Origin of the sequence: Paraburkholderia sprentiae WSM5005, assembly GCF_001865575.2 — a bacterium.
Lineage (GTDB): Bacteria > Pseudomonadota > Gammaproteobacteria > Burkholderiales > Burkholderiaceae > Paraburkholderia > Paraburkholderia sprentiae.
Window position 1 is genome coordinate 2,571,140 of sequence record NZ_CP017562.2, and the last position, 20,748, is coordinate 2,591,887.

At 65.8% G+C, this 20,748-nt stretch carries 18 protein-coding genes; 7 read left to right on the plus strand and 11 right to left on the minus strand.

Translation table 11 applies throughout. The features are described 5' to 3' along the window. Positions 1-21: 21 nt before the first annotated feature. Positions 22-456, plus strand: coding sequence for a PaaI family thioesterase (locus BJG93_RS28390; RefSeq protein ID WP_027195379.1), 435 nt, complete (start codon positions 22-24; stop codon positions 454-456). A 97-nt stretch (positions 457-553) separates the two neighbouring features. On the opposite strand, the gene BJG93_RS28395 is transcribed toward BJG93_RS28390, so the two are convergent. From BJG93_RS28395 to BJG93_RS28410, 4 genes are read right to left on the minus strand one after another with little or no spacing between them, the layout of a single operon-like run. Continuing rightward, positions 554-1,402: an ureidoglycolate lyase gene (locus tag BJG93_RS28395; RefSeq protein ID WP_027195380.1), complete on the minus strand. Its 849-nt coding sequence runs from the start codon at positions 1,400-1,402 to the stop codon at positions 554-556. A gap of 50 nt (positions 1,403-1,452) precedes the next feature. Next, positions 1,453-2,196 carry an SDR family oxidoreductase gene (locus BJG93_RS28400; protein WP_027195381.1) on the minus strand — a complete coding sequence of 248 codons (744 nt, stop codon included), beginning with the start codon at positions 2,194-2,196 and terminating at the stop codon, positions 1,453-1,455. 33 nt (positions 2,197-2,229) lie between these two features. Then, the gene (locus tag BJG93_RS28405; protein ID WP_027195382.1) at positions 2,230-3,060 is read right to left on the minus strand and encodes an amidohydrolase family protein; all 831 of its coding nucleotides are present in this window, start codon (positions 3,058-3,060) and stop codon (positions 2,230-2,232) included. Positions 3,061-3,067: 7 nt separating this feature from the next. After that, positions 3,068-4,108, minus strand: coding sequence for an aldo/keto reductase (locus BJG93_RS28410; RefSeq protein WP_027195383.1), 1,041 nt, complete (start codon positions 4,106-4,108; stop codon positions 3,068-3,070). 255 nt (positions 4,109-4,363) lie between these two features. Here BJG93_RS28410 and BJG93_RS28415 point away from each other — a divergent pair, with 255 nt between their 5' ends. Both BJG93_RS28415 and BJG93_RS28420 read left to right on the plus strand, forming a co-directional pair. After that, on the plus strand, positions 4,364-5,149 hold the full coding sequence (locus BJG93_RS28415) for an IclR family transcriptional regulator (RefSeq protein WP_027195384.1): 786 nt from the start codon (positions 4,364-4,366) through the stop codon (positions 5,147-5,149). 102 nt (positions 5,150-5,251) lie between these two features. Beyond that, entirely contained in the window at positions 5,252-5,797 is a 546-nt protein-coding gene (locus tag BJG93_RS28420) for a hypothetical protein (RefSeq protein WP_027195385.1), read from the plus strand. A 42-nt stretch (positions 5,798-5,839) separates the two neighbouring features. Here BJG93_RS28420 and BJG93_RS28425 read toward each other — a convergent pair whose 3' ends face one another. The 7 genes from BJG93_RS28425 to BJG93_RS28455 form a co-directional block, all read right to left on the minus strand. After that, positions 5,840-8,275, minus strand: coding sequence for a GNAT family N-acetyltransferase (locus BJG93_RS28425; protein ID WP_027195386.1), 2,436 nt, complete (start codon positions 8,273-8,275; stop codon positions 5,840-5,842). A 176-nt stretch (positions 8,276-8,451) separates the two neighbouring features. Beyond that, entirely contained in the window at positions 8,452-10,053 is a 1,602-nt protein-coding gene (locus tag BJG93_RS28430; RefSeq protein ID WP_027195387.1) for a peptide chain release factor 3, read from the minus strand. 714 nt (positions 10,054-10,767) lie between these two features. After that, on the minus strand, positions 10,768-11,067 hold the full coding sequence (locus BJG93_RS28435; protein WP_027195389.1) for an H-NS histone family protein: 300 nt from the start codon (positions 11,065-11,067) through the stop codon (positions 10,768-10,770). Between the two features lie 123 nt (positions 11,068-11,190). Continuing rightward, positions 11,191-12,390 (minus strand): serine hydrolase domain-containing protein, encoded by a 1,200-nt coding sequence (locus BJG93_RS28440; RefSeq protein WP_027195390.1) that lies wholly within the window; start codon positions 12,388-12,390, stop codon positions 11,191-11,193. A gap of 99 nt (positions 12,391-12,489) precedes the next feature. Then, complete coding sequence (locus BJG93_RS28445; RefSeq protein WP_027195391.1) at positions 12,490-12,693, minus strand: hypothetical protein; 204 nt, start codon at positions 12,691-12,693, stop codon at positions 12,490-12,492. 500 nt (positions 12,694-13,193) lie between these two features. Beyond that, positions 13,194-13,457 (minus strand): hypothetical protein, encoded by a 264-nt coding sequence (locus tag BJG93_RS28450; RefSeq protein ID WP_027195392.1) that lies wholly within the window; start codon positions 13,455-13,457, stop codon positions 13,194-13,196. Positions 13,458-13,557: 100 nt separating this feature from the next. Beyond that, a complete protein-coding gene (locus tag BJG93_RS28455; protein ID WP_027195393.1) occupies positions 13,558-15,024 on the minus strand; it encodes a sigma-54 interaction domain-containing protein in 1,467 nt (488 codons plus the stop codon). A gap of 326 nt (positions 15,025-15,350) precedes the next feature. Here BJG93_RS28455 and BJG93_RS28460 point away from each other — a divergent pair, with 326 nt between their 5' ends. The 4 genes from BJG93_RS28460 to BJG93_RS28475 all read left to right on the plus strand — a co-directional run bounded on the left by BJG93_RS28460 (position 15,351) and on the right by BJG93_RS28475 (position 20,716). Next, positions 15,351-16,751 carry a GntP family permease gene (locus tag BJG93_RS28460; RefSeq protein ID WP_027195394.1) on the plus strand — a complete coding sequence of 467 codons (1,401 nt, stop codon included), beginning with the start codon at positions 15,351-15,353 and terminating at the stop codon, positions 16,749-16,751. Between the two features lie 464 nt (positions 16,752-17,215). Then, on the plus strand, positions 17,216-17,467 hold the full coding sequence (locus tag BJG93_RS28465; protein ID WP_027195395.1) for a hypothetical protein: 252 nt from the start codon (positions 17,216-17,218) through the stop codon (positions 17,465-17,467). A 409-nt stretch (positions 17,468-17,876) separates the two neighbouring features. Further along, on the plus strand, positions 17,877-18,869 hold the full coding sequence (locus BJG93_RS28470; protein ID WP_027195396.1) for a DedA family protein/thiosulfate sulfurtransferase GlpE: 993 nt from the start codon (positions 17,877-17,879) through the stop codon (positions 18,867-18,869). A 116-nt stretch (positions 18,870-18,985) separates the two neighbouring features. Then, positions 18,986-20,716 (plus strand): FAD-dependent oxidoreductase, encoded by a 1,731-nt coding sequence (locus BJG93_RS28475; protein WP_027195397.1) that lies wholly within the window; start codon positions 18,986-18,988, stop codon positions 20,714-20,716. Positions 20,717-20,748: the final 32 nt, after the last annotated feature.

Sequence of the window (20,748 nt, forward strand, 5' to 3'; positions counted from 1 at the left end):
ACCCTGCACGAAGGAACCACGATGACCGACCTACTCGACCGGGCGCGCGGCGCATTGCACGCCCAGCCGTTCAGCATGCTGCTTGGCGCGGAGCTGGTGCACGCCGGCAGCGACGAGCTCACCCTGTGTCTGCCGATTCGCGATGAACTGCGGCAGCAGCATGGCTTCGTGCATGGTGGCGTCATCAGCTATCTCGCCGACAACGCGTTGACGTTCGCGGGCGCGCTGTCGCTTGGTCCGCGAGTCGTGACCGGTGAATACAAGATCAACTATCTGCGCCCGGCGATGAAGGGCACGCTGATCGCGCGCGCGAGCGTCGTCTATGCCGGCAGGCATCAGGCGACCTGCCAGTGCAACGTGTTCGTAATGGATGGGGATCGCGAGAAGCTGGTGGCGGTCGCGCAGGGGACCGTGAACCGGATCGGGGAGAATGGGGAGCAAGAAGCGGGGGGTTAGCGTGGCGCAAGCTCATAGCTCAAAATAAAAAACCGTTCCCGCAAAAAAACGGGAACGGCTTCTCTCATTGCGGCTTAACTCGCGAACCGCCCGCGCGTCACTCCGCCGCGTAGGTCTTCTGCGTCTGCTCGCCCAGCCCTTCGATACCAAGGCGCACCGTCTGCCCCGGCTTCAGAAACACCGGGTTCGGCTTCACGCCCATGCCGACGCCCGGCGGCGTGCCGGTCGAGATCACGTCGCCCGGCTGCAGGCTCATGCACTGCGACACGTACGACACCACCTTCGCGACACTGAAGATCATCGTCTTCGTGCTGCCGTTCTGGTATCGATGGCCGTCCACTTCGAGCCATAGGCCCAGGTTCTGCGGATCGGCGACTTCATCGCGCGTGACGACCCACGGCCCGATCGGGCCGAACGTGTCGAAGCCCTTGCCCTTGTCCCACGTGCCGCCGCGCTCGATCTGCCATTCGCGCTCCGACACGTCGTTGATGACGCAGTAGCCGGCCACGTGCTCGAGCGCGTTCGCTTCGTCGACATACTTCGCCGCCTTGCCGATCACAACGCCGAGTTCCACTTCCCAATCGGTCTTCTTCGAACCGCGCGGGATTTCGATGTCGTCGTTCGGGCCGCTGATCGCGCTCGTCCACTTGTTGAAGATGACCGGTTCGGCCGGCACCGGCAGATTCGATTCCGCCGCGTGGTCCGCGTAGTTCAGGCCGATACAGATGAACTTGCCGATCTTGCCGACGCACGGTCCCACGCGCGGATTGCCTTCGACGACCGGCAGCGTCGCCGGATCGAGTGCGCGCAGTTTCGCGAGGCTTTCATCGCTGAGCGCAGCGCCGTCGATGTCACCTACTACCTTCGACAGGTCGCGAATCTTCCCTTGTGCGTCGAGCAGGCCGGGCTTTTCCTGGCCTTTCGGCCCATAGCGAAGCAGTTTCATCGTTGCACTTCCCTTTCTTTCAGTAGTGTTCGGTTCGTCAATCAATAGAATCAGTTCGACCAGCCGCCGTCGATCACATGCAGTTGGCCCGTCGTGAACGACGACTCGTCGGACGCGAGATACAGCGCGAGCGCGGCGATTTCCTCTGGCTTGCCGATGCGGCCCATCGGCTGACGCGCGACGAACGCGGCCTGCACCGCATCGAGCGCCGCACCCTGCGCCTGCGCCTGCGCGGCGATTCGCTGTTCGAGCGACGGCGACGACACCGTGCCCGGGCAAATCGCGTTACAGCGTACACCACGCGTGACGAAGTCCGCAGCGACGGCCTTCGTCAGCCCGACCACCGCGGCCTTCGACGCACCATACGCGAAGCGGTTGGGCACGCCCTTCACACTCGACGCCGCCGACGACATGTTGATGATCGAGCCGCCGCCCTTCTCCAGCATGGCCGGCAAAAACGCGCGAATCATACGGTACATCGCCTTCGCGTTGAGATCGAACGCGAAGTCCCAGTCCTCCTCGCTGCAGTCGAGAATACTGCCCGCGTGCACGAAGCCCGCGCAGTTGAACAGCACGTCGATCGCGCCGACTTCGGCGGCGAGCGCCTTGATCGCCGCGCCGTCGAGCACGTCGAGCTTGCGCGCTTCGACCGGCTTGCCGGCGAGTCCGTCGATGCGGATATCGGTGGCGATCACGCGCGCGCCTTCGCGCGCGAACAGTTCGGCGGTGGCGAGACCGATGCCTTGTCCCGCCGCGGTGATCAGGGCCGTTTTGCCGGCCAGTCTTTGTGTCATCTACGACTCCAGTTGAATGGGCTGCTAACGAAATCAAAGCCGGTAAAACGCGGCGGCGTTGTCGCCGAACACCGCGTCGCGCTCGGCGTCGCTCAACGACGCAAGCAGCGTGGTCGCCACCGAATGCCAGAGCAGATAGTCGCCGTTCAGTTCGAGCACCGGCCAGTCGCTGCCCCACATCAGGCGCGCGGGGCCGAACGTGTTCAGCAGATGCTCGACGTAGGGCCGCAGCGTGTCCTCGGTCCAATCGGGTGACGCCTCGGTCGCAAGACCCGACAGCTTGCAGTGCACCTGCGGCAATGCGGCGAGCCGCGTGATCGCCTCGCGCCACACCTGAAAGCCCGCCTGGCCGTGGCGAATCGGCGGCTTCGCGCCATGATCGACCACCATGCGCAGCGCCGGGAAACGCTGCGCGAAGATCTCGACGTAGTGCACGTGACGCGCGTAGATCAGCGCATCGAACGCGAGGTCGTGCGCGATCAGCGCGTCGATTGCCGGCGCAAGGTCGGGGTTCGCGATCCAGCCGTCGTCGGGCAGGTCCTGCAGCATCGGCCGCACGCCCTTGAACTTCGGCTCGCGCGCGAGCGCCTCGATCATCTCGGGCGCGTTCGGCAGCAGCAGCGGCACCCAGCCGACCACGCCCGCGATCGACGGCTCGTGCCGCGCGATGTCGAGCAGGTAGCGGGTTTCGTCGAGCGTCGGCGCGGCCTGCACGACCACCGTCCGCTCGATGCCGGCCTGTTCGCGCAACGGCTTCAGATCGTCGGGGCCGAACGGCCGGTAGAGTGCTTTCAGCTCGGGCGTCAGCCACGCGTAGTCACCCCGCGCGGGGTTCCAATAGTGCTGGTGAGCGTCGATCGGCATGGTCGGATCAGTTCTCGGGCGCGGGCGCGCGGGGGTCGAGCAGGCCCGCGTCGCGCAACGCGGACCACAAGGCCGCGGGGATCGGTTGCTCGAACGACGCGACGTTCTCGCGCAGTTCGTCGACACTGCGCGCGCCGGTCAGCACGGTGGCCACCGCCGGATGAGCATACGGAAACTGCAACGCGGCGGCGGCGAGCGGCACGTTATGCGCGCGGCACACCGCCTCCAGACGCGCGACGCGCTCTATCACCTCGGGCGGCGCAGTGCCGTAGTTGAACTTCAGATCGCCTTCGACGCCGCGCGCCAGAATGCCCGAATTGAACGCGCCGCCAAGCAGGATGCTGACGCCGCGCGCTTCGCAGGCGGGCAGCAGGTCGTCGAGGGTGGTCTGCTCGAGCAGCGTATAACGGCCCGCGAGCAACGCGCAATCGATATCGAACTCGGCCATCGCGTCGAGGATCACCGCGCCTTCATTGACGCCAAGGCCGACCGCCTTGATCGCGCCGGTCGAGCGCAGGCGCTCCAGCGCGCGGAAGCCGCCGCCTTCGGTCAGTTGCCGCCAGTAGTGCGGATGCTGGTCGCCGTGCGTGACGCGGCCGATGTCGTGCACGAGAAGAATGTCGATGTCGATGATGCCCAGACGCTGCTGGCTGTCCTCGAACGAACGCAGGATGCCGTCGTGGGTGTAGTCGTAGATCGCTTCGAACGGCAGCGGATTCTGCCAGCCTTCGCGGTCGTCGAACGGCGACGTGCGCGGCACGAAGCGGCGCCCGACCTTGGTCGACAGCACGTACTCGCCGCGCGGGTAGTGGCGCAGGGCGGCGCCGAGCCGATGCTCGGCTTTGGTGTTGCCGTAGTGCGGCGCAGTGTCGAAGTAGCGCACACCCGCATCCCATGCGGCGGCGATCGTCGAGTGGGCTTCCTCGTCGGACAGGTCGCGGTACAGGCCGCCGAGCGGCGCGGTGCCGAGACTCAGTCCGCTCACCTGCAATGGGCTGCGGCCGATACGGCGCCGCTGGCCGAGCTTCGATCCTATCGATGCCGCCATGAGCGTGTCTCCAAGTTTGTGATGTTTTTACCATGCGGCGGCGAGATGCGACGGTAACATTGCGCAGATCGCCTCGGCCCGCGTTCATTCACCAGTGAACGTATTATTCATATTCGAATTTTTGCAAGTCAAGAAAACTACGCGGCGCGGATGCCCGGGTTTTCCCGAGCAATGGCGTTCCAGTTCGCGAAATGTTACGCATTCGCCCACGCGCACCAGATAATCAGAGCTCCAAACGGGATTCCAACCTTCACTATGGACGCTGAAGACAAAGACGACGACCGATATCGCGCCCCCGCGCTGGACAAAGGCCTCGACATTCTCGAGTTGCTGTCCGAGCAGAAGGAGGGACTGACACGCGCCGAAATCACGCGACAGCTTGGCCGCAACGCGAGCGAGATGTACCGGATGCTCGAACGTCTGGTCGCGCGGCAATACGTGGTGCGCTCGGCGGCCGGCGACCGCTACTCGCTGAGCCTCAAGCTGTTCGCGCTCGGGCATCGTCATCCGCCGATGAACCGGCTGATCGCCGAAGCGCTGCCGCTGATGCAGCGCTTCGCCGACGCGGCCGAGCAGTCGTGCCACCTCGTCGTCTACGATCGCGGCAACTTGCTGGTGATCGCCCAGGTCGACGGACCGGGCACGTGGGGCATGTCGGTGCGACTCGGCTCGCGGGTCGGCCTGATCGACACCGGTTCGGGTCGCGTGATGCTCGCGTTTCAGAGCGTCGAGCAGCGTCAGCAGATGCTTGCCGAGCACACGAAGGTGAAGGGCGAAGTGACGCTCGATCGCGACGCGCTGGAGGAGGCTTGCGAGCGCATCCGCGCGGCGGGCTTCTGGCAGAAGGACAGTCAGCAGACCTTCGGCGTCACCGACGTGACCTTCCCGATACTCGCGCCGTCGGGACAGGCGATTGCGGTGCTGACCTGCCCGTATCTGCGGCGCATCGACGAATACGTCGCGCCGACGCTCGAAGCAGCCACCACGCTGCTGCGCGACACGGTGCAGGCGCTGTCGATGTTCCACGAGCAGGCCGCGTAAGCGGCAAGCCACCCAGCAGCGCGCTCGCGCACATGGTTTAGAATGGCGGCCCTTCCAAAACTGCGCCGCATGACGGGCTCATGCGCGCGCATCGATTGAGCAATGGCCAAACTTCTGACCGATTCCGAATTCCAGCGTTTTTCCGAACTCCAGCAGAAGCAGTCGAGCTTCACGATCACCGTTGAAGAAGCCGACGAACTGCGCGACATCGTCGCTCACGCGCAGAAGCGCCGCGACGACCGCGCCGCCGCGATGCAAAGCATCGAGACTTTTATCCGGCAATTCGACATCACCCCCGACGAGCTGTTTTCGTCCGAGCAGATCGGCGAAGCCGCGCGCACCTACGGCCTGATTCCGGCCGCGCGCAAGGAACGCATGCTGCCGCCGTCGCTGACGTTCAACGGCAAGCCGTATCAATGGACCACACGTGCGCTGCCCGACGACATCCGCGTGCCGCTGTTCGATGCGTTCAAGCGCGGCGAATCGGTGAAATCGTTCATTGCCACGCTGAAGGACGCGAACCGCTGCGCGGCCACGATCGCGCGGCTCGAGCGCGAAACCGGCGCGGTATATGCGCAGGCATGGCTCGATGAGCTGTCGGTCACGCGCGCGCAGGTGGATGAGGCGGCGCTGAAGTTGGCCGCTTGAGGTGGTGAAGCCGAGCGTTGCGCGGGCCGCGATGCAAGCCGCTCAACGCGCCGACCGGTTCTGTGCAGAGGACTTCGGGTCCGCCTGCGCCGTTTCATCGAGCGCCAACCGGAACCCCACCACGCTGGGATCATCGGTCCGCGTGATCGTGAAACCGCTGGCCCTCGCGAGCGCGATCATCGCGCTGTTCTCGCGCAACGCTTCACCGACCAGCCAGTGGGTCTCGCGGGCCCGCGCGTACGCGATGATCCGCTGCATCAGCAACTGGCCCAGGCGCCGCCCCTTCTGATCCGAGCGCACGGCCACCGCGAATTCGGCCGTCTCGTTGTCGGGATCGGCCACCGCGCGCACCACGCCGAGCGTCTGCGCGACGCCATCTTCGTTATCGACCGTCGCGATCAACGCCATTTCCCGGTCGTAGTCGATCTGCGTCATGCGCGCGAGTTGCGAGTGGTCGAACGCGCCGACCGCGCCGAAAAAACGCAGGCGCAAATCTTCCGGCGTCATCGCCTGCACGAAATCGCGATGCGCGTTTTCGTCTTCCGGGCGAATCGGCCGCACCGTCACGCGCATGCCCTGCCAGTCGATCGTTTCCTCGAAGCGCCGCGGATACGGCACGATCGCGAGACGGCTGCGCTGCGCGCCGATCCGCAACACCGGCTCGATGACTGTCACGCGATTCCGGTACACCCTCAGCGTCAACGACAGGCCGACGATCTCGCGCACGTCGCAAACCGCTTGCGACACCGCCGTCAACGCCGCGAGCGCCGGCTCGGGCGCGACCAGCCTTGCGTAGTGCGAACGCGTGACGATGTCGCGCGCGAGCATCGGATTGAGCGGCGGCAGGCCATAGACGCGCAACCCGTTGGAAACGCCGTCGAGCGGCGGCGCGGTGAAGCGGAACACGGGGCCGAAGTTGTCATCGTCGTGCAGGTCGACGGCGACGTCGGCGATGGGTGTTGCCGCGCCGTCCGCATCGGCTCCCTGCGCGTCGGCGCCCGCCGCTTCGGCATCCTCCACCCGCAACCCGAAGCGCGCCAGAAACCGCGCCGCCGCCTCCCCGGCAAGCTCGCTTTGGCCAGCCGCCAATGCTTCGCGAGCCTGCGCCTGGGCCGCATCGATCGCCTCGGGAATCTGCGCGGGCAGGCCCTCCGGCGTTTGCATCAGCAACTCGCGGCCCAGCCGGTAATCGACCAGACGCGCGAACGCGCGTGCGAGCCGCTGCGGCGTCGTATGCACCGGGATGCCCTGCGCGTGCAGCGCGTCGCGCCGCGCCGCATCGACGCCGCCGAAGAAGCACGCGAGCAGCCCGCGATACGCAAAGCGCTGATGCTCGATCAACGCCTGCGCGACGTCGTCGACCGGCGCGCCATGCGTCGACGCGTGCACCACGAACGCGGTGCCCGTCTCGCGGTACTCGCCGAGCAGCTTCAGCGCAGTGCCGAAGTGCTCGGCACGCGCGCCGTCGCCCAGCAGCAGCGGATTGCCGCCGACCGCCTGCGGCAGCGCCTCGCGCAGCGCCTCCGACGCCGCGGCCGGCCACGGCGCGAGCGGGCCGCCGGCGGCGGCGAACGCGTCGCGCGCGAGCGTCGCGAGACCGCGGTCGCTGGTGATCAGCGTCGCGGTGCCGCCCGCCGCTACGCGGCCGACGCCCAGCGTTTCGATTTCGTCGAGCAGATCGTCGAGCGCGTCGACGCGCACGAGGCCGGCGCGCCGGAACGCCGCTGTATAGAGACCGTCGGCGGGATCGTCGCGGCCGGTGCGCAGCGCGAGCACCGGCTTGTTGCGCGCCGCCGCGCGCGCGGCCGACATGAACTTGCGCGCCGCCCGCACGCTGTCGAGTTCGAGCAGGATCGCGCGGGTGCTGGCGTCGCTCGCGAGGTAATCGAGCACGTCGCCGGCATCGACGTCGGCCTCCGCACCGAGCGCCACCGCGTGCGAAAAACCCAGCCCGCGCGCCCGCGCCCAGCCGAGCACCGCGTTGGTCAGCGCATTCGACTGCGACACCCAAGCGACGCCGCCCGCTTTGACCGTGCACGACGGCGCACCCAAATGCGCGCCGAGCGCCGGCGACACCACGCCGAGACTGCCCGGCCCGACGATGCGCAGCAGATGCGGCCGCGCCGCCGACAACGCGTGCCGCAGCGCCCGCTGGTCTTCAGCGTTGCGCACTTCGCCGACGATGATCACGCCGCGCGTGCCCATGCCGCCGAGCTTATGGATCAACGAGGGCCAGGTCGCGGGCGGCGTGCAGATCACCGCGACGGTGGGCGCCTGCGGCAGATCGACGACGTCGCGGATCACCGCGTGGCCGCCGAGCGTCGCGTGCTTCGGATTGACCGGCCACAGTGGACCGTCGAAGCCGCCTTCCAGCACGCGCGCCCAGACCATCGCGCCGGTGCTGCCCGGCCTTTCGGACGCGCCGATCACGGCGACGGATTTCGGGCGAAACAAGGCGTCGAGATTGCGAACAGTCACGGGCGCTCCATGCGGTTGGACAGGAATTGGAGCCGGCTTCGCGGCGAAGCGGGTGGTTCGGTCAGCATAGGCGAAGTCGCGCGCTGGCGCGGGACCTTGTCGCGACGGCGGCCCAAAGAAAAAAGCCGCGTCGAACGACGCGGCTTTCTAGCTTCGCAACCAGCGGACTCGCGGCTTTACATCGCCTTCCTGAACGGCGCGCCCGAGTGCTCGCGCAACTCGTTGAAGACGATCTTCGGCCATGCCTTCTGCGCGACTTCGATCTCCGACACATGCGAGGCCAGATAGGTCGGCGCATCGGATGCATCGAGCGCGATCCGCGCCGAGTACGAATCGGTGAAGCGGCGCAGTTCGGCCGCATCGTCGCTGGTCACCCAGCGCGACAGGCGGTAGCGCGCCGGCGCCATGCGCACGTCGACCTTGTATTCGGTCGACAGACGGTGCGACACCACTTCGAATTGCAGCTGCCCGACCGCACCGAGAATCATCAGACCGCCCGCCTCGGGCCGGAATACCTGGATCGCGCCTTCCTCGCCGAGCTGCTTCAGCGCTTCGCCGAGCTGCTTCGCGCGCATCGGATCGACCACTTCGACGGTCTGGAAAATTTCCGGCGCGAAGAACGGCAGCCCGACGAACTGTAGCTGCTCGCCTTCGGTCAGCGTATCGCCGAGACTCAGCGTGCCGTGATTCGGAATCCCGATGATGTCGCCCGGATACGCCTCGCTCACCGTCTCGCGACGCTGCGACAGGAACGTGACCACGTTGTTCGCGCGGAACGTCTTGTTCGAGCGGGTGACCTTCACGGCCATACCGCGCTCGAAACGTCCTGAGCACACGCGGATGAACGCGACGCGGTCGCGGTGCGCAAGGTCCATGTTCGCCTGCACCTTGAATACGACGCCGGTGAATTTCGACTCTTCGGGCTGCACCGGACGCTGCACGGTCATGCGCGTCGACGGCGGCGGCGCAAGGTCGACCAGAGCCTCGAGAATTTCCTTCACGCCGAAGTTGTTGATCGCCGAGCCGAACAGCACCGGCGACTGCTGACCGGCGAGGAACTGCTCACGATCGAACTCGGGCGTCGCGCCGCTGATCAGATCGATTTCTTCCTTCGCGCGCACCCAGGCATGACCGAAACGGCGCTCGCCTTCCTCATCGCCCAGCGCCTGCAGCGTTTCGACCGCGCCGCCAGCGGTATCCTGGCCGGCGCGAAACACGCGCACCTGATCGCGCTGGACGTCGTAGACGCCCTGAAAATCCTTGCCCATGCCGATCGGCCACGTGAACGGCACCGCCGACACACCGAGGTGCCGCTCGATTTCGTCGAGCAGTTCGAGCGGCTCGCGCACTTCGCGATCGAGCTTGTTGATGAACGTGACGATCGGCGTCTTGCGGCTGCGACAGACTTCCAGCAGCTTCAGCGTCTGCGCTTCGACGCCGTTCGCGCCGTCGATCACCATCACGGCGGCGTCGACCGCGGTCAGCACGCGATAGGTGTCCTCGGAGAAGTCCTCGTGGCCAGGGGTGTCGAGCAGGTTGATCACGCAATCGCCGTATTCGAACTGCATCACCGAGCTCGCGACCGAGATGCCGCGTTGCTTTTCGATTTCCATCCAGTCGGACGTCGCGTAGCGGTTGCTCTTGCGGCCCTTCACGGTACCGGCGATCTGGATCGCGCCCGAGAACAGCAGCAGTTTTTCGGTGAGTGTGGTCTTACCCGCGTCCGGGTGGGAAATGACCGCGAACGTGCGGCGGCGTTTGAGTTCGGAGACTGACATCGGGTCGGGCGGTCACGGAAAGGGGTTCAAGCGGTTCCCGGCGGCGTTGGGCGGCCGGTATGCCGCGCGTGGCGCGGCGGCGTCGAGTTGCGCGAGTCAGGCGCGGGCCGGGGACCGGCCGGCGCTCGCGCCGCGTCCGAAAACGGGCGGCGAACGGGTCGCGGCCCAAGGTTCACGATGCGGGAATCGCTGGCGCAAAAACGGCGCAAGGTGCGAATGATACACGTCTGGCGCGACCGCCGGGGAAAGGGGTGCCGCGCATGCTCGCGGCGAAAGGTGAGGGTTTTCGGGACTTGCGGCGGCGAATCTCGATTTGCGGCCAAAGGTGAGGATCGCGAAGCGCATGCTCGCACCTACCACGGCGCTCGCACCGCAAATGCGATGTTCGGGAAAACCGCGAAAAAGCTTCGCACCGCTGCAAAAGGCTCGTGGCCGACGCCTGAAAACGCCCGCCAGCAAAGGCTGGCGCGGATTTTCAGCGAGCTGTGCGAAGCCGCGCGACGCGATGGCGACTCGCACGTGCCGCGGTGCGTCGCGCGACAACGCCTGGCTCACCGAAGCATCCGATAAGGTTCGGATGCTTCGGCGGATTTCGCTGTACGCGTTCAGGCGTCACGCAAAGGTGAGCGTTTTCGGGACCTTCGCAACGGTGCGGAACGAAACAAACAACGCATCACTTCAGAGGACACGGCGCCTCGGCATCCGCGGCGAAGCTCAACCTTCGATCAGAAACCGCTCACGATTCTTCCCGACGAGCCAGGCCGGCGAGCGCCCACGGCCGCTCCATGTTTCGCCGGTCTTCGGATTGCGGTACTTGGCGACCGATGTCGTTGACGACTTGCGGCGCGGCTTCGGCGAGGGGCTCGTGAATCCGAGTTCTTCGGCGGTCAGGTCGTATTCGGCGACCTTTTGTTTGATGTCGGCGATAGCTTGCGCGATTTCTTTCTCGCGCGCCGCTGCGACTTCCTTGTGGAGTTTTTCGAGTTGCGCAGTCAACTGCTTGTAAGAGGCCATGCCGGTGTTCCCCCTCGGTGGACGCACTGCGATGCATTGCGATGAATGATTGGCGGACACTATCAGACGAATAAATCACAGGATAGTGAATCGCGCGTCCGCGTGCATGCGCGGCGGACCCGCTCAATCGTCGATCGCATCGTAGACGCGACGTTCGAAGTCGATGGCCATCGGAAAGGGGTCGATCGAGCGGCGCTGGATCAGCATCAGACCGATCATGTTCTCGACCGGATCGGCGAACCAGCTCGTGCCGTAGGCGCCGGGCCAGCCGAACGACCCGCGCGAGCGATAGCCGAGCGGCAATTGCTGCGCCGGATCGTCGACGATCGACAGGCCGAGGCCGAAGCCCTGCCCCGCCCACATCACGTGACCGAAGGCGGGCAGGCGCCGTTGGTCGCGGCTCAGGAAATTGCTGCGCATCAAATCGACCGAGCGATGCGACAGCAGCCGTGTGTCGCCGACGCGCCCGCGCCCGAGCAGCAATTGCGCGAATTGCAGATAGTCGCCGGCGCTCGAGACCAGCCCGCCGCCGCCGCTCTGAAAGCGCCGCGGATTCGCCCAGCGGCTCGCCGCCGCATGATCCTCGACCACACGACGCCGCGTGCCCGGATCGATGCTGTACGCGGTAGCGAGGCGCCCGAGCTGCGCGTCGGGCACCCAGAATGCGGTGTCGCGCATGCCGAGCGGCTCGAAGATACGCGTGCGGAAAAACTCGCCGAGCGACATGCCACTCACGCGTTCGATCAGCACGCCGAGCACGTCCGTCGCCACGCCGTAGTGCCAGCGCGAGCCGGGCTGGAACATCAGCGGCAGCGCGGCGATGCGCGCGAGCCATGCGCTGTTGTCGCCGGTCGCTTCGAAGCCGTTGAACGCGGCTGCGTAGGCTTCGGCGAGCGGACCCGTCGCCGTGAAGTGATACGCGAAGCCCGCGCGATGCGTGAGCAGGTCGAGCACCGTCAGCGGCGCGCGGATCGGATCGGTCTGCTCGAGCGGGCCGGACGGATCGCGCAGCACGCGCGGCGCCGCGAGCTCGGGCAGCCACGGCGAAATGGGCGTGTCGAGCGCGAGGCGGTCTTCCTCGATCAGCATCATGATCGCCGCACTCGTCACCGGCTTCGTCATCGACGCGATGCGAAACAGCGTGTCGCGCTGCATTGGCCATTGCGCGGCTTCGTCGCGCAGGCCCACCGGTTCAAAGTAGCCGATTTCGCCGCGCCGCCATACGAGCGACACGACCCCCGCCACTTCGCCCCGCTCCACGTAGCCCTGCATCGCGTTGGTCAACGTCGCGAGCCGGGCCGCGGAAAGTCCAGCCATCTGCATATTCGTCCTGTTTGAACCCGAAGATAAAACCTATCCGGCCAAAGCGCACACGACGAATTCCCGATTGCCGATTCCGATTGCCGGACATAGTGACGACATTCAGGCTTTCTGCCGTTTTTCCAATGCGCAAAGCGCGGCATTGAGGCGTTTGACGCGCGTTGCCTGCGCGGGCACAAGCACCGCGCCGGAAACGTGCTGGAGCCGATTTCGCCAGTAAGACAGCGGAATACGGTCTTGTGCGGAAATATGGGAAATTATGTGCTCGAGATGCTCGATGTCTTTTTCGAGTTGCTGATGATTCATTGCTTTCCCCGAATTCTATTGGATTAGTGTTGAAGCAAAAAAATCGAAAGCATGAAGCCGCGTTGGCCGGCGGCTCGATCTGATGCCGGCCGGTAACGGAAAAGCCTTCCTGAACCCGTGCTGCGTCGGAAAAACCGGCAGCTTGTGCGCGCCGAGGCTTGAGCACCAGCGGCTTAAAAAGAATACTGCTGTCAAACTTCGCGTTCCGTTGGCTGCCGCACCGACTGCATTCGACGCCCCGAACGGTAAAGAGAAATCGTTGTCAGGGCGCAAAGGATAATCGGTGAGCGGCGACTAAACGTTGTAAAAGTGCCGCGTGTGGCCTACTAAACCCAATTCGCATGCGTATCGCTTATCGGACACGCATTGGGCGCATGGATTGATGAAGCCCTGTGGATTGGGCGGCATGGCAATTGGCAGCCGCTAACAGAAAAGAAAACCGCCGCCCACCCGACGGTCAGCCGCGCGCGCCGGCATGGCACCGACGCGGCATCAGGTGCTCACTTCGCGGTTGCGCGGCAGGCGTAGATCAGGCTCAAGGTGCCGCCCTCGCTCGATCGGCGCACCACGTCGAACCCGCCATTGCAACTCGCGGCCGCCTGCTGCGAGCACGAGTCGGAACCGACCGGGCATTGCACCAGCGTGGTCGCGCGGCCGTCCGGCAGGAACAGCGGCGCGCTGCTGCTGCAACCGCCCAGCGCGACGATCGCGCCGACGGCCAACGTCAGGCTCGTACGGCGTGCGAAGAAGGAAAGGCATTTCATGGAGACCCCGGTCACGTCTTGTTTTTCGATCTCGCGATTGTGCCACGCGGCCCTCGTGCTGCGTCAGTTCACGCGGCACCGCCGGTTTGGGCGCGACGGGTCATACCTCGATGCCGTGCGCCGCGATCTTCTTGTACAGCGTCGCGCGACCCATGCCGATCTGTTTCGCAGTGTCAATGACGCGGCCGCCATTCGCGCGCAATGCGTCGCACAGAAAACGCTTTTCGAACGCGGCCATCGCGTCGCTCCATGAAGCCGGTTCGACGGGGACGGAAGCGTCAACGCTGGCGCGCGCGGCAGGCGGGGTGCGCATCGGTGCGACTGCGCCGACCTGCCCCGAGCCGATGAACGGCGCGAGCACGCGCGCATCGACGCGTTCGCTGTCGGATAGCATCACGGCGCGCTCCAATGTGTTGCGCAGCTCGCGCACGTTGCCGGGCCAGTGGTACGCGCCCAGCAAGCGCAACGCGTCGTCGTGCAATTCGAAGTGCCTGCCGCCGCCCGCCTGCGCAGCCAGATCCTCGAGCATCGCGTAAGCAAGCGCCTCGATGTCGGACGGACGCTCGCGCAGCGCGGGCGCATGGATCGTCAGCACGTTGAGCCGGTAGTACAGGTCCGCGCGAAAACGCCCGGCCGCGACGAGCGCGGGCAGGTCGGCCGACGTCGCCGCGATGATCCGTACATCCGCGCGCACGATGCGGTTCGAGCCGAGCGGCTCGAATTCCTTGTCCTGCAGCACGCGCAGCAGCTTGCCCTGCAATGGCAGCGGCATGTCGCCGATCTCGTCGAGAAACAGCGTGCCGCCGTTGGCGAGCTCGAACTTGCCGATCCGCCCTTTGCGATCCGCTCCGGTGTACGCCCCGGGCGCGGCGCCGAAGAACTCGACTTCGAGCAGCGTATCGGGAATCGCCGCGACGTTGACGCTCACGAGCGGCTGATGCGCGCGCGACGAGCCGCCGTGAATCGCATGCGCGAGCAGCTCCTTGCCGGTGCCGGTTTCGCCGAGCAGCAGCACCGGCGATTCGAGTTGCGCCACGCGCCGCGCCTGGCGCTTGACTTCGAGCGACGCGGCGCTCGTGCCGACGAAACTGCCGAACGTGTAGCGCGCGCGGCGCGCCTGCGCGAGCGACTGACGCGTCGCGATCAGTTCCTGCTGCAGCCGCGAGTACTGCGAAAAAAGCGGCGACAGGGCTTTCAGCTCGTCGAACAGCGCGAAGCCGACCGCGCCGACCGTCGCGCCGGCATCGTCCTTCAGCGGCAGACGCGTGACGACGAGCGGTTCGCGATCGGTCTCCATGATGTCGAGCAGGATCGGCCTGCCGGTGTTGACGACCTCGCGCATCAGACTGTTCGGGATCACCGCTTCGCAATCCCGGCCGATCGCCTGCCGCGGGTCCGCAAAGCCGAAGCGCGCCGCATAACGCTTGTTGATCCAGACGACGCGCGCCTGCCCATCGACGATGAACGTGCCTTCGCTGAAGTTCTCGAAGGTGCGAAACAGCGAATCCATCGCCCGACGCAGCACGTCGTCATAGGTGGCGGGCAGGCCCGTCCAGTCGGTCATCATGCTGTCGCTGTCTCCACGTATCGTTGCGTTTGCGTGTGTCTCCATGTGTGGACGAATTTATCTCCAATCGGAGACACGCAACAGCCCCTATTCATCGTGATTTACCCTGGTTTGACGTTATCCTCAGCGGATAGAAGTCCCGTTTTGGAGACAGCCGGGTACAATCCGCCGGCGTCGCCTCGGGCCGCGCTGCGCGGCTCCGCCTTGCGCCACGGCGCCTGGCCGGCACACGCCCGGCATGGCATGGAAGCTGCGTTCCGACCGCGCCGGCGCCGTCGCTCGATCAGCACGGCAAACATGTAGAACAACCAGGCTATGGAGACTCAATGTCCTTTTTCATCGTTATCGCCGCGCTGGCGTTTCTGATGTTCGCCGCGTATCGCGGCTACAGCGTGATCCTGTTCGCGCCGATCGCGGCGCTCGCCGCCGTCCTCGCTACCGAGCCCGCTGCCGTCGCGCCGGTGTTCACGAGCATCTTCATGGACAAGATGGTCGGCTTCGTGAAGCTGTACTTCCCGGTGTTTTTGCTCGGCGCCGTGTTCGGCAAGGTGATCGAGCTGTCGGGCTTCTCGGAGGCGATCGTCGCGGCCGCGATCCGCTATATCGGCCGCTCGCGCGCAAATGCGGTGATCGTCGCGGTGTGCGCACTGCTCACCTACGGCGGCGTGTCGCTGTTCGTCGTCGTGTTCGCGGTGTATCCGTTCGCGGCCGAGCTGTATCGCCAAAGCAACATTCCGAAGCGGCTGATGCCCGGCGCGATCGCGCTCGGCGCGTTCTCCTTCACGATGGACTCGCTGCCCGGCACGCCGCAGATCCAGAACATCATCCCGACGACGTTCTTCAAGACCACCTCGTGGGCGGCGCCGACGCTCGGCGTGATCGGTTCGCTGTTCATCATCGTAGTCGGCCTGTCGTATCTGGAATGGCGCCGCCGTGCCGCGATGGCGACCGGCGAGGGCTACGGCACCGAGCTCGTCAACGAGCCGGAGCGCGTCGAATCGAAGCATCTGCCGCATCCGCTGCTGGCGGTGGCGCCGCTCGTCGTGGTCGGCGTCGCGAACTTCCTGCTGACGCGCTGGATTCCGGCCTGGTACGGCCCGACCTTCACGGTCACGCCCGACATCCTGCCGGGCCTGCATGCGCCGGTCGAGACGACGGTCAAGAGTTTGGTGGGGATTTGGGCCGTCCAAGGCGCGCTGCTGCTCGGCATCGTGATGGTCGTCGTGACGGCGTTCGGTCGCGTCAGCCAGCGCTTCGCGGTCGGCACCAAGGCCGCGGTGGCGGGCGCGCTGCTGGCGTCGCTCAATACCGCATCGGAATATGGCTTCGGCGGCGTGATCGCGGCGCTGCCGGGTTTTCTCACCGTCAGCAACGCGCTGAAAAGCATTCCGAATCCGCTCGTCAACGCGGCCGTGTCGGTCAGTACGCTGGCGGGGATCACGGGTTCGGCGTCCGGTGGGATGAGCATTGCGCTCGCCGCGATGTCGGATACCTTCATCAAGGGTGCGCAAGCCGCGCATATTCCGCTCGAGGTACTGCATCGGGTGGTCGCGATGGCGAGCGGCGGCATGGATACGCTGCCGCACAACGGCGCGGTGATCACATTGCTCGCGGTGACCGGCCTCACGCATCGGCAGTCGTACCGCGACATCTTCGCGGTCACGGTGATCAAGACGCTCGCGGTGTTCTTCGTGATCGCGATGTACTACGCGACCGGCCTCGTGTGATCGTCGAACCGGAAAACCGTACTTTGATCTGATAGATCCGCATTACTCCCACCTCGACAGCCCGCCAACGAAGCACGACGATGGAGTCGTCAGCGCCCAAATCGTTGCGGGCAGGCTGACCCGAGTAACAACGGCGTTTAACGGCCCGTCCCTATCCGGACGGGCTATTTTTTGCTCGCGCGGCACATCACCGTGCAACGCTTGCTGCCCGGCGGCCGAGTCATCCGCATGACAAATCGCGAACCCACAGTGCCCCACGGCAGGGCATGAAAAATGCGTCGGTCACGATCGGGAGTCGCGTTAAACTGATTGCACGCTCTATCACCGCGCATGCGTGAACGGCGGCGAAACACTGACTCAGTCCGGGGCGAGACAAAGGCGGACGCACGCACGACGACTCGGCAGACGGCACGCCATCCGCCCCGTACAATCGTTCCATCACCAACGCAACAAGGACAACTTCGATGCGCATCACCGGGTCCTCCGGGTCAATGGCCCTGCTCACCGAATACGACGACGCAACGGCGCGCGAACTTCGCTCGCTGCGCCTCGAATCGACCGACGACGGCAAAGGCATCCTGCTGATCGAGGTCGATGAGCGCAAGCCGGGCATACATCGGGAAGTGCGCTACGAAATCACGCCCGCGGAGTTGATCGCCGCGATCCGCGCGCATGGCGCCGAGTTGCCGGGCGAGCAGCACAATCATCGTCAGTGAAGCAGGCGCGCGGCAGGCGTGAGCGCCGCGTGATTCCTGAACCTCTCGCGCGGGTTGCGTCGCACTTCCGCGCGTGCGCACGGGATTATTCGCATTGGGCGCGTCGGCGTGCGCCGCCGCGCTTTCGTTTGTTCCGCTCACGCCGCCAATCCACGCTTTCCTACGGGTTTTAGCACGCGCTTGCGCGCGTCTCGCCGAACTCGCTTAGCTGGCCTTCAGCAGGTTGTCACAAGCGCTTGCCACGCTTGCGTCTCGGGGCATGCCGCCGCCTATGCCGGCCCGATCGTAGCTAGCCAACAGGCCGATTTCCGGGTCGTTTGCACGTCTCGAAAATACGTCCATAATCCTTGCATTCCCCTTTTGCGTTCTTTACCACGCTGCGCCCGCAAGGGCCGCGGATGTTAAGCCGATGCTACATGACCTCGTCGCGCAATATGGACCGGCGCTCGTTTTCATCAACGTGCTGGCGGCCGCGCTCGGGCTGCCGGTGCCGGCCATGCCGTCGCTCGTGCTGTTCGGCGCGATGGCCGCGATGCATCCCGGCTCGGTCGGCACGCAACTGCTGCCGGTCCTCGTGCTGTCGATCTTCGCGACGCTGATCGGCGACAGCGCGTGGTACCTCGCAGGCCGCATCTATGGCGGCAATACGCTGAAGACGATCTGCCGGCTGTCGCTGTCGCGCGACACCTGCGTGAAAAAGACCGAGCGCTTCTTCGGACGCTGGGGCGTGCGTGTGCTCGCGGTCGCGAAGTTCGTGCCGGGGCTGTCGATCGTGTCGATCCCGATGGCGGGCGCGATGGGCACGCGCTATCGCACCTTCCTCACCTACGACGGCGTCGGTGCGGCGCTGTGGTCCGGCACCGGGCTCATCATCGGCGCGCTGTTCGCGCGGCAGATCGACATGCTGTTCGCGATCGCCGGGCGGCTCGGGCGCACGGCGGCACTCGTCGTCGTCGCGTTGCTGGTGCTGTACGCGGTGTACCGGTGGATCAGGCGCCGTCAGTTGATCGCGAAGCTCGCGTCCGCGCGCATCGAGGTCGACGAACTCGCGAAGCTGTTCGCTGCTGGCGAGGCGCCGGTCGTGTTCGACATCCGTTCGCAGGAGAAGCGCAAGCTCGATCCCTTCGTGATTCCAGGCGCGCAATTCGCCGACGAACGGCAACTCGACGCGATCGTCGCCACCTACCCGCACGATCAGAAGCTCGTGATCTACTGTTCGTGTCCGAACGAGATTTCCGCGGCATGGATGGCCAAGCAACTCAACGAAGCCGGCTTCTCCGACGTGCTGCCGCTGCGCGGCGGCATGGAAGCCTGGCGCGACTCCGGCAAGCCGGTCGACTCGCTGCCCGCAATGCCGCCGCCGGAAGTCGCGGTCGACGACATCGCGCCCAAAGCCGTCTAACTGGAATGAGCGGCGGCATCGTCCGCCTGCGCGCGGCACGGCTCGCCCCCCGGGTGCGAGCGCGCATCGCGTTGCCTCCCGATCAATCGTGCAATGAACATCGAAGGAGCGGTTTAATGCTTTCGACTCAGGACGTTCCGATTCAAGAAGTGGAAGCACAACAGGGCGTCGTCGCCGACGCGCCGTTTTCGTCGCTGTCGACGCGCATGCACCAGATGTTTCCCGAACTCAGCTGCGCCGAGATCGACCGGCTGCGCCGCTTCGGCGAGATCGGTCACTGGAAGTCCGGCGAGCTGCTGTTCGAAACCGGGCACACCGGCCCCGGCATGTTCGTGGTGCTCGAAGGACGCGTGAAGGTCTACCAGCGTGACGGCATTGGCCGTGAGGTCGTGATCAGCGAGCGCGGCGCCGGGCATTTTCTGGCCGAGGTCGGGCAGCTGTCGGGCAAGCCCGCGCTCGTGAACGGCCTCGCGATGGGCGCCGTCAAAGCGCTGCTGATTCCGCCCGAGCGCCTGCGTGCGCTGATCGTCGCTGAAGCGGAACTCGGCGAGCGCATCATGCGCGCACTGATTCTGCGACGCGTGTCGCTGATCGAAAAGGGCGCGGGCGGGCCGATCCTGATCGGCAATAGCAGCGACGCGCGGCTCGTGATGTTGCAAGGCTTCCTGTCGCGCAACGGTCATCCGCATTCCGTCATCGACGAACGCGACGAAGACGCGCTGCGGCTGATCGAGCAGTTCGCCGCGCAACGCGAAGACCTGCCGCTCGTGATCTGCCCGGACGGCTCGGTGCTGCGTCATCCGAGCATGCCGGAACTTGCCACTCGCCTGGGTCTGCTGCCCGATCTCGACGACACGTACGTGTACGACGTCGCGATCGTCGGCGCGGGGCCGGCGGGACTTGCCGCGGCGGTGTACGCAGCCTCCGAAGGCCTGTCGGTGATCGTGCTCGACAGCCGCGCCCCGGGCGGTCAGGCGGGCGCGAGCTCGCGCATCGAAAACTACCTCGGTTTTCCGACCGGCATCTCGGGCCAGGCGCTCGCCGGCCGCGCGTTCGTGCAGGCGCAGAAGTTCGGCGCGCACGTCGCGATTCCGGTCCACGTGAAGGCGCTGCATTGCGGACAGTCGCCGTATCGGTTGGAGCTCAAATGCGGCGGCCACATCAGCGCGCGGGCGATCGTGATCGCGAGCGGTGCCGTGTACCGGCGCCCAGCGCTCGACGGGCTCGAACGCTTCGACGGACGCGGCGTCTATTACTGGGCGTCGCCGGTCGAGGCCAAGCTGTGCAAGCGCCAGGAGGTCGTATTGGTGGGCGGCGGCAATTCCGCGGGCCAGGCGATCGTCTATCTGGCGACGCACGCCGCCAAGGTTCACGTGCTGATCCGCCGCAGCGGTTTCGAGGCGACGATGTCGCGCTATCTGATCGACCGCATCCGCTCGTTGCCGAACGTGTTCGTGCATCCGCATTCGGAAATCGGCCGGCTCGAAGGCGATGAGGACGGCCTCGTGTCGGTCACATTGAAAAGACCGCTACCCGATGGCGTCGATCGCTTCGCCACGCGGCATCTGTTTCTCTTCACCGGCGCGGACCCGAACACCGAATGGCTGCGCACCTGCGGCGTGCAGCTCGACGCGAAAGGCTTCGTGCTGACCGGCATCAGCGCGGACGGCTCGGCCACCGCGTGCGATCTCGGCACTACCGTCGAAGGCGTCTATGCGATCGGCGATGCGCGCGCCGGGTCGACGAAACGCGTGGCCGCGGCGGTGGGCGAAGGCGCGGCCGTGGTCGCGCAGATTCACGAGTTGCTGGCGCAAACGAGCGGGGAAGCGGTGGCGCTTGGTGCGTGAGCCGCAGAGCGGTCTTGCGTGCGTCGACTTCA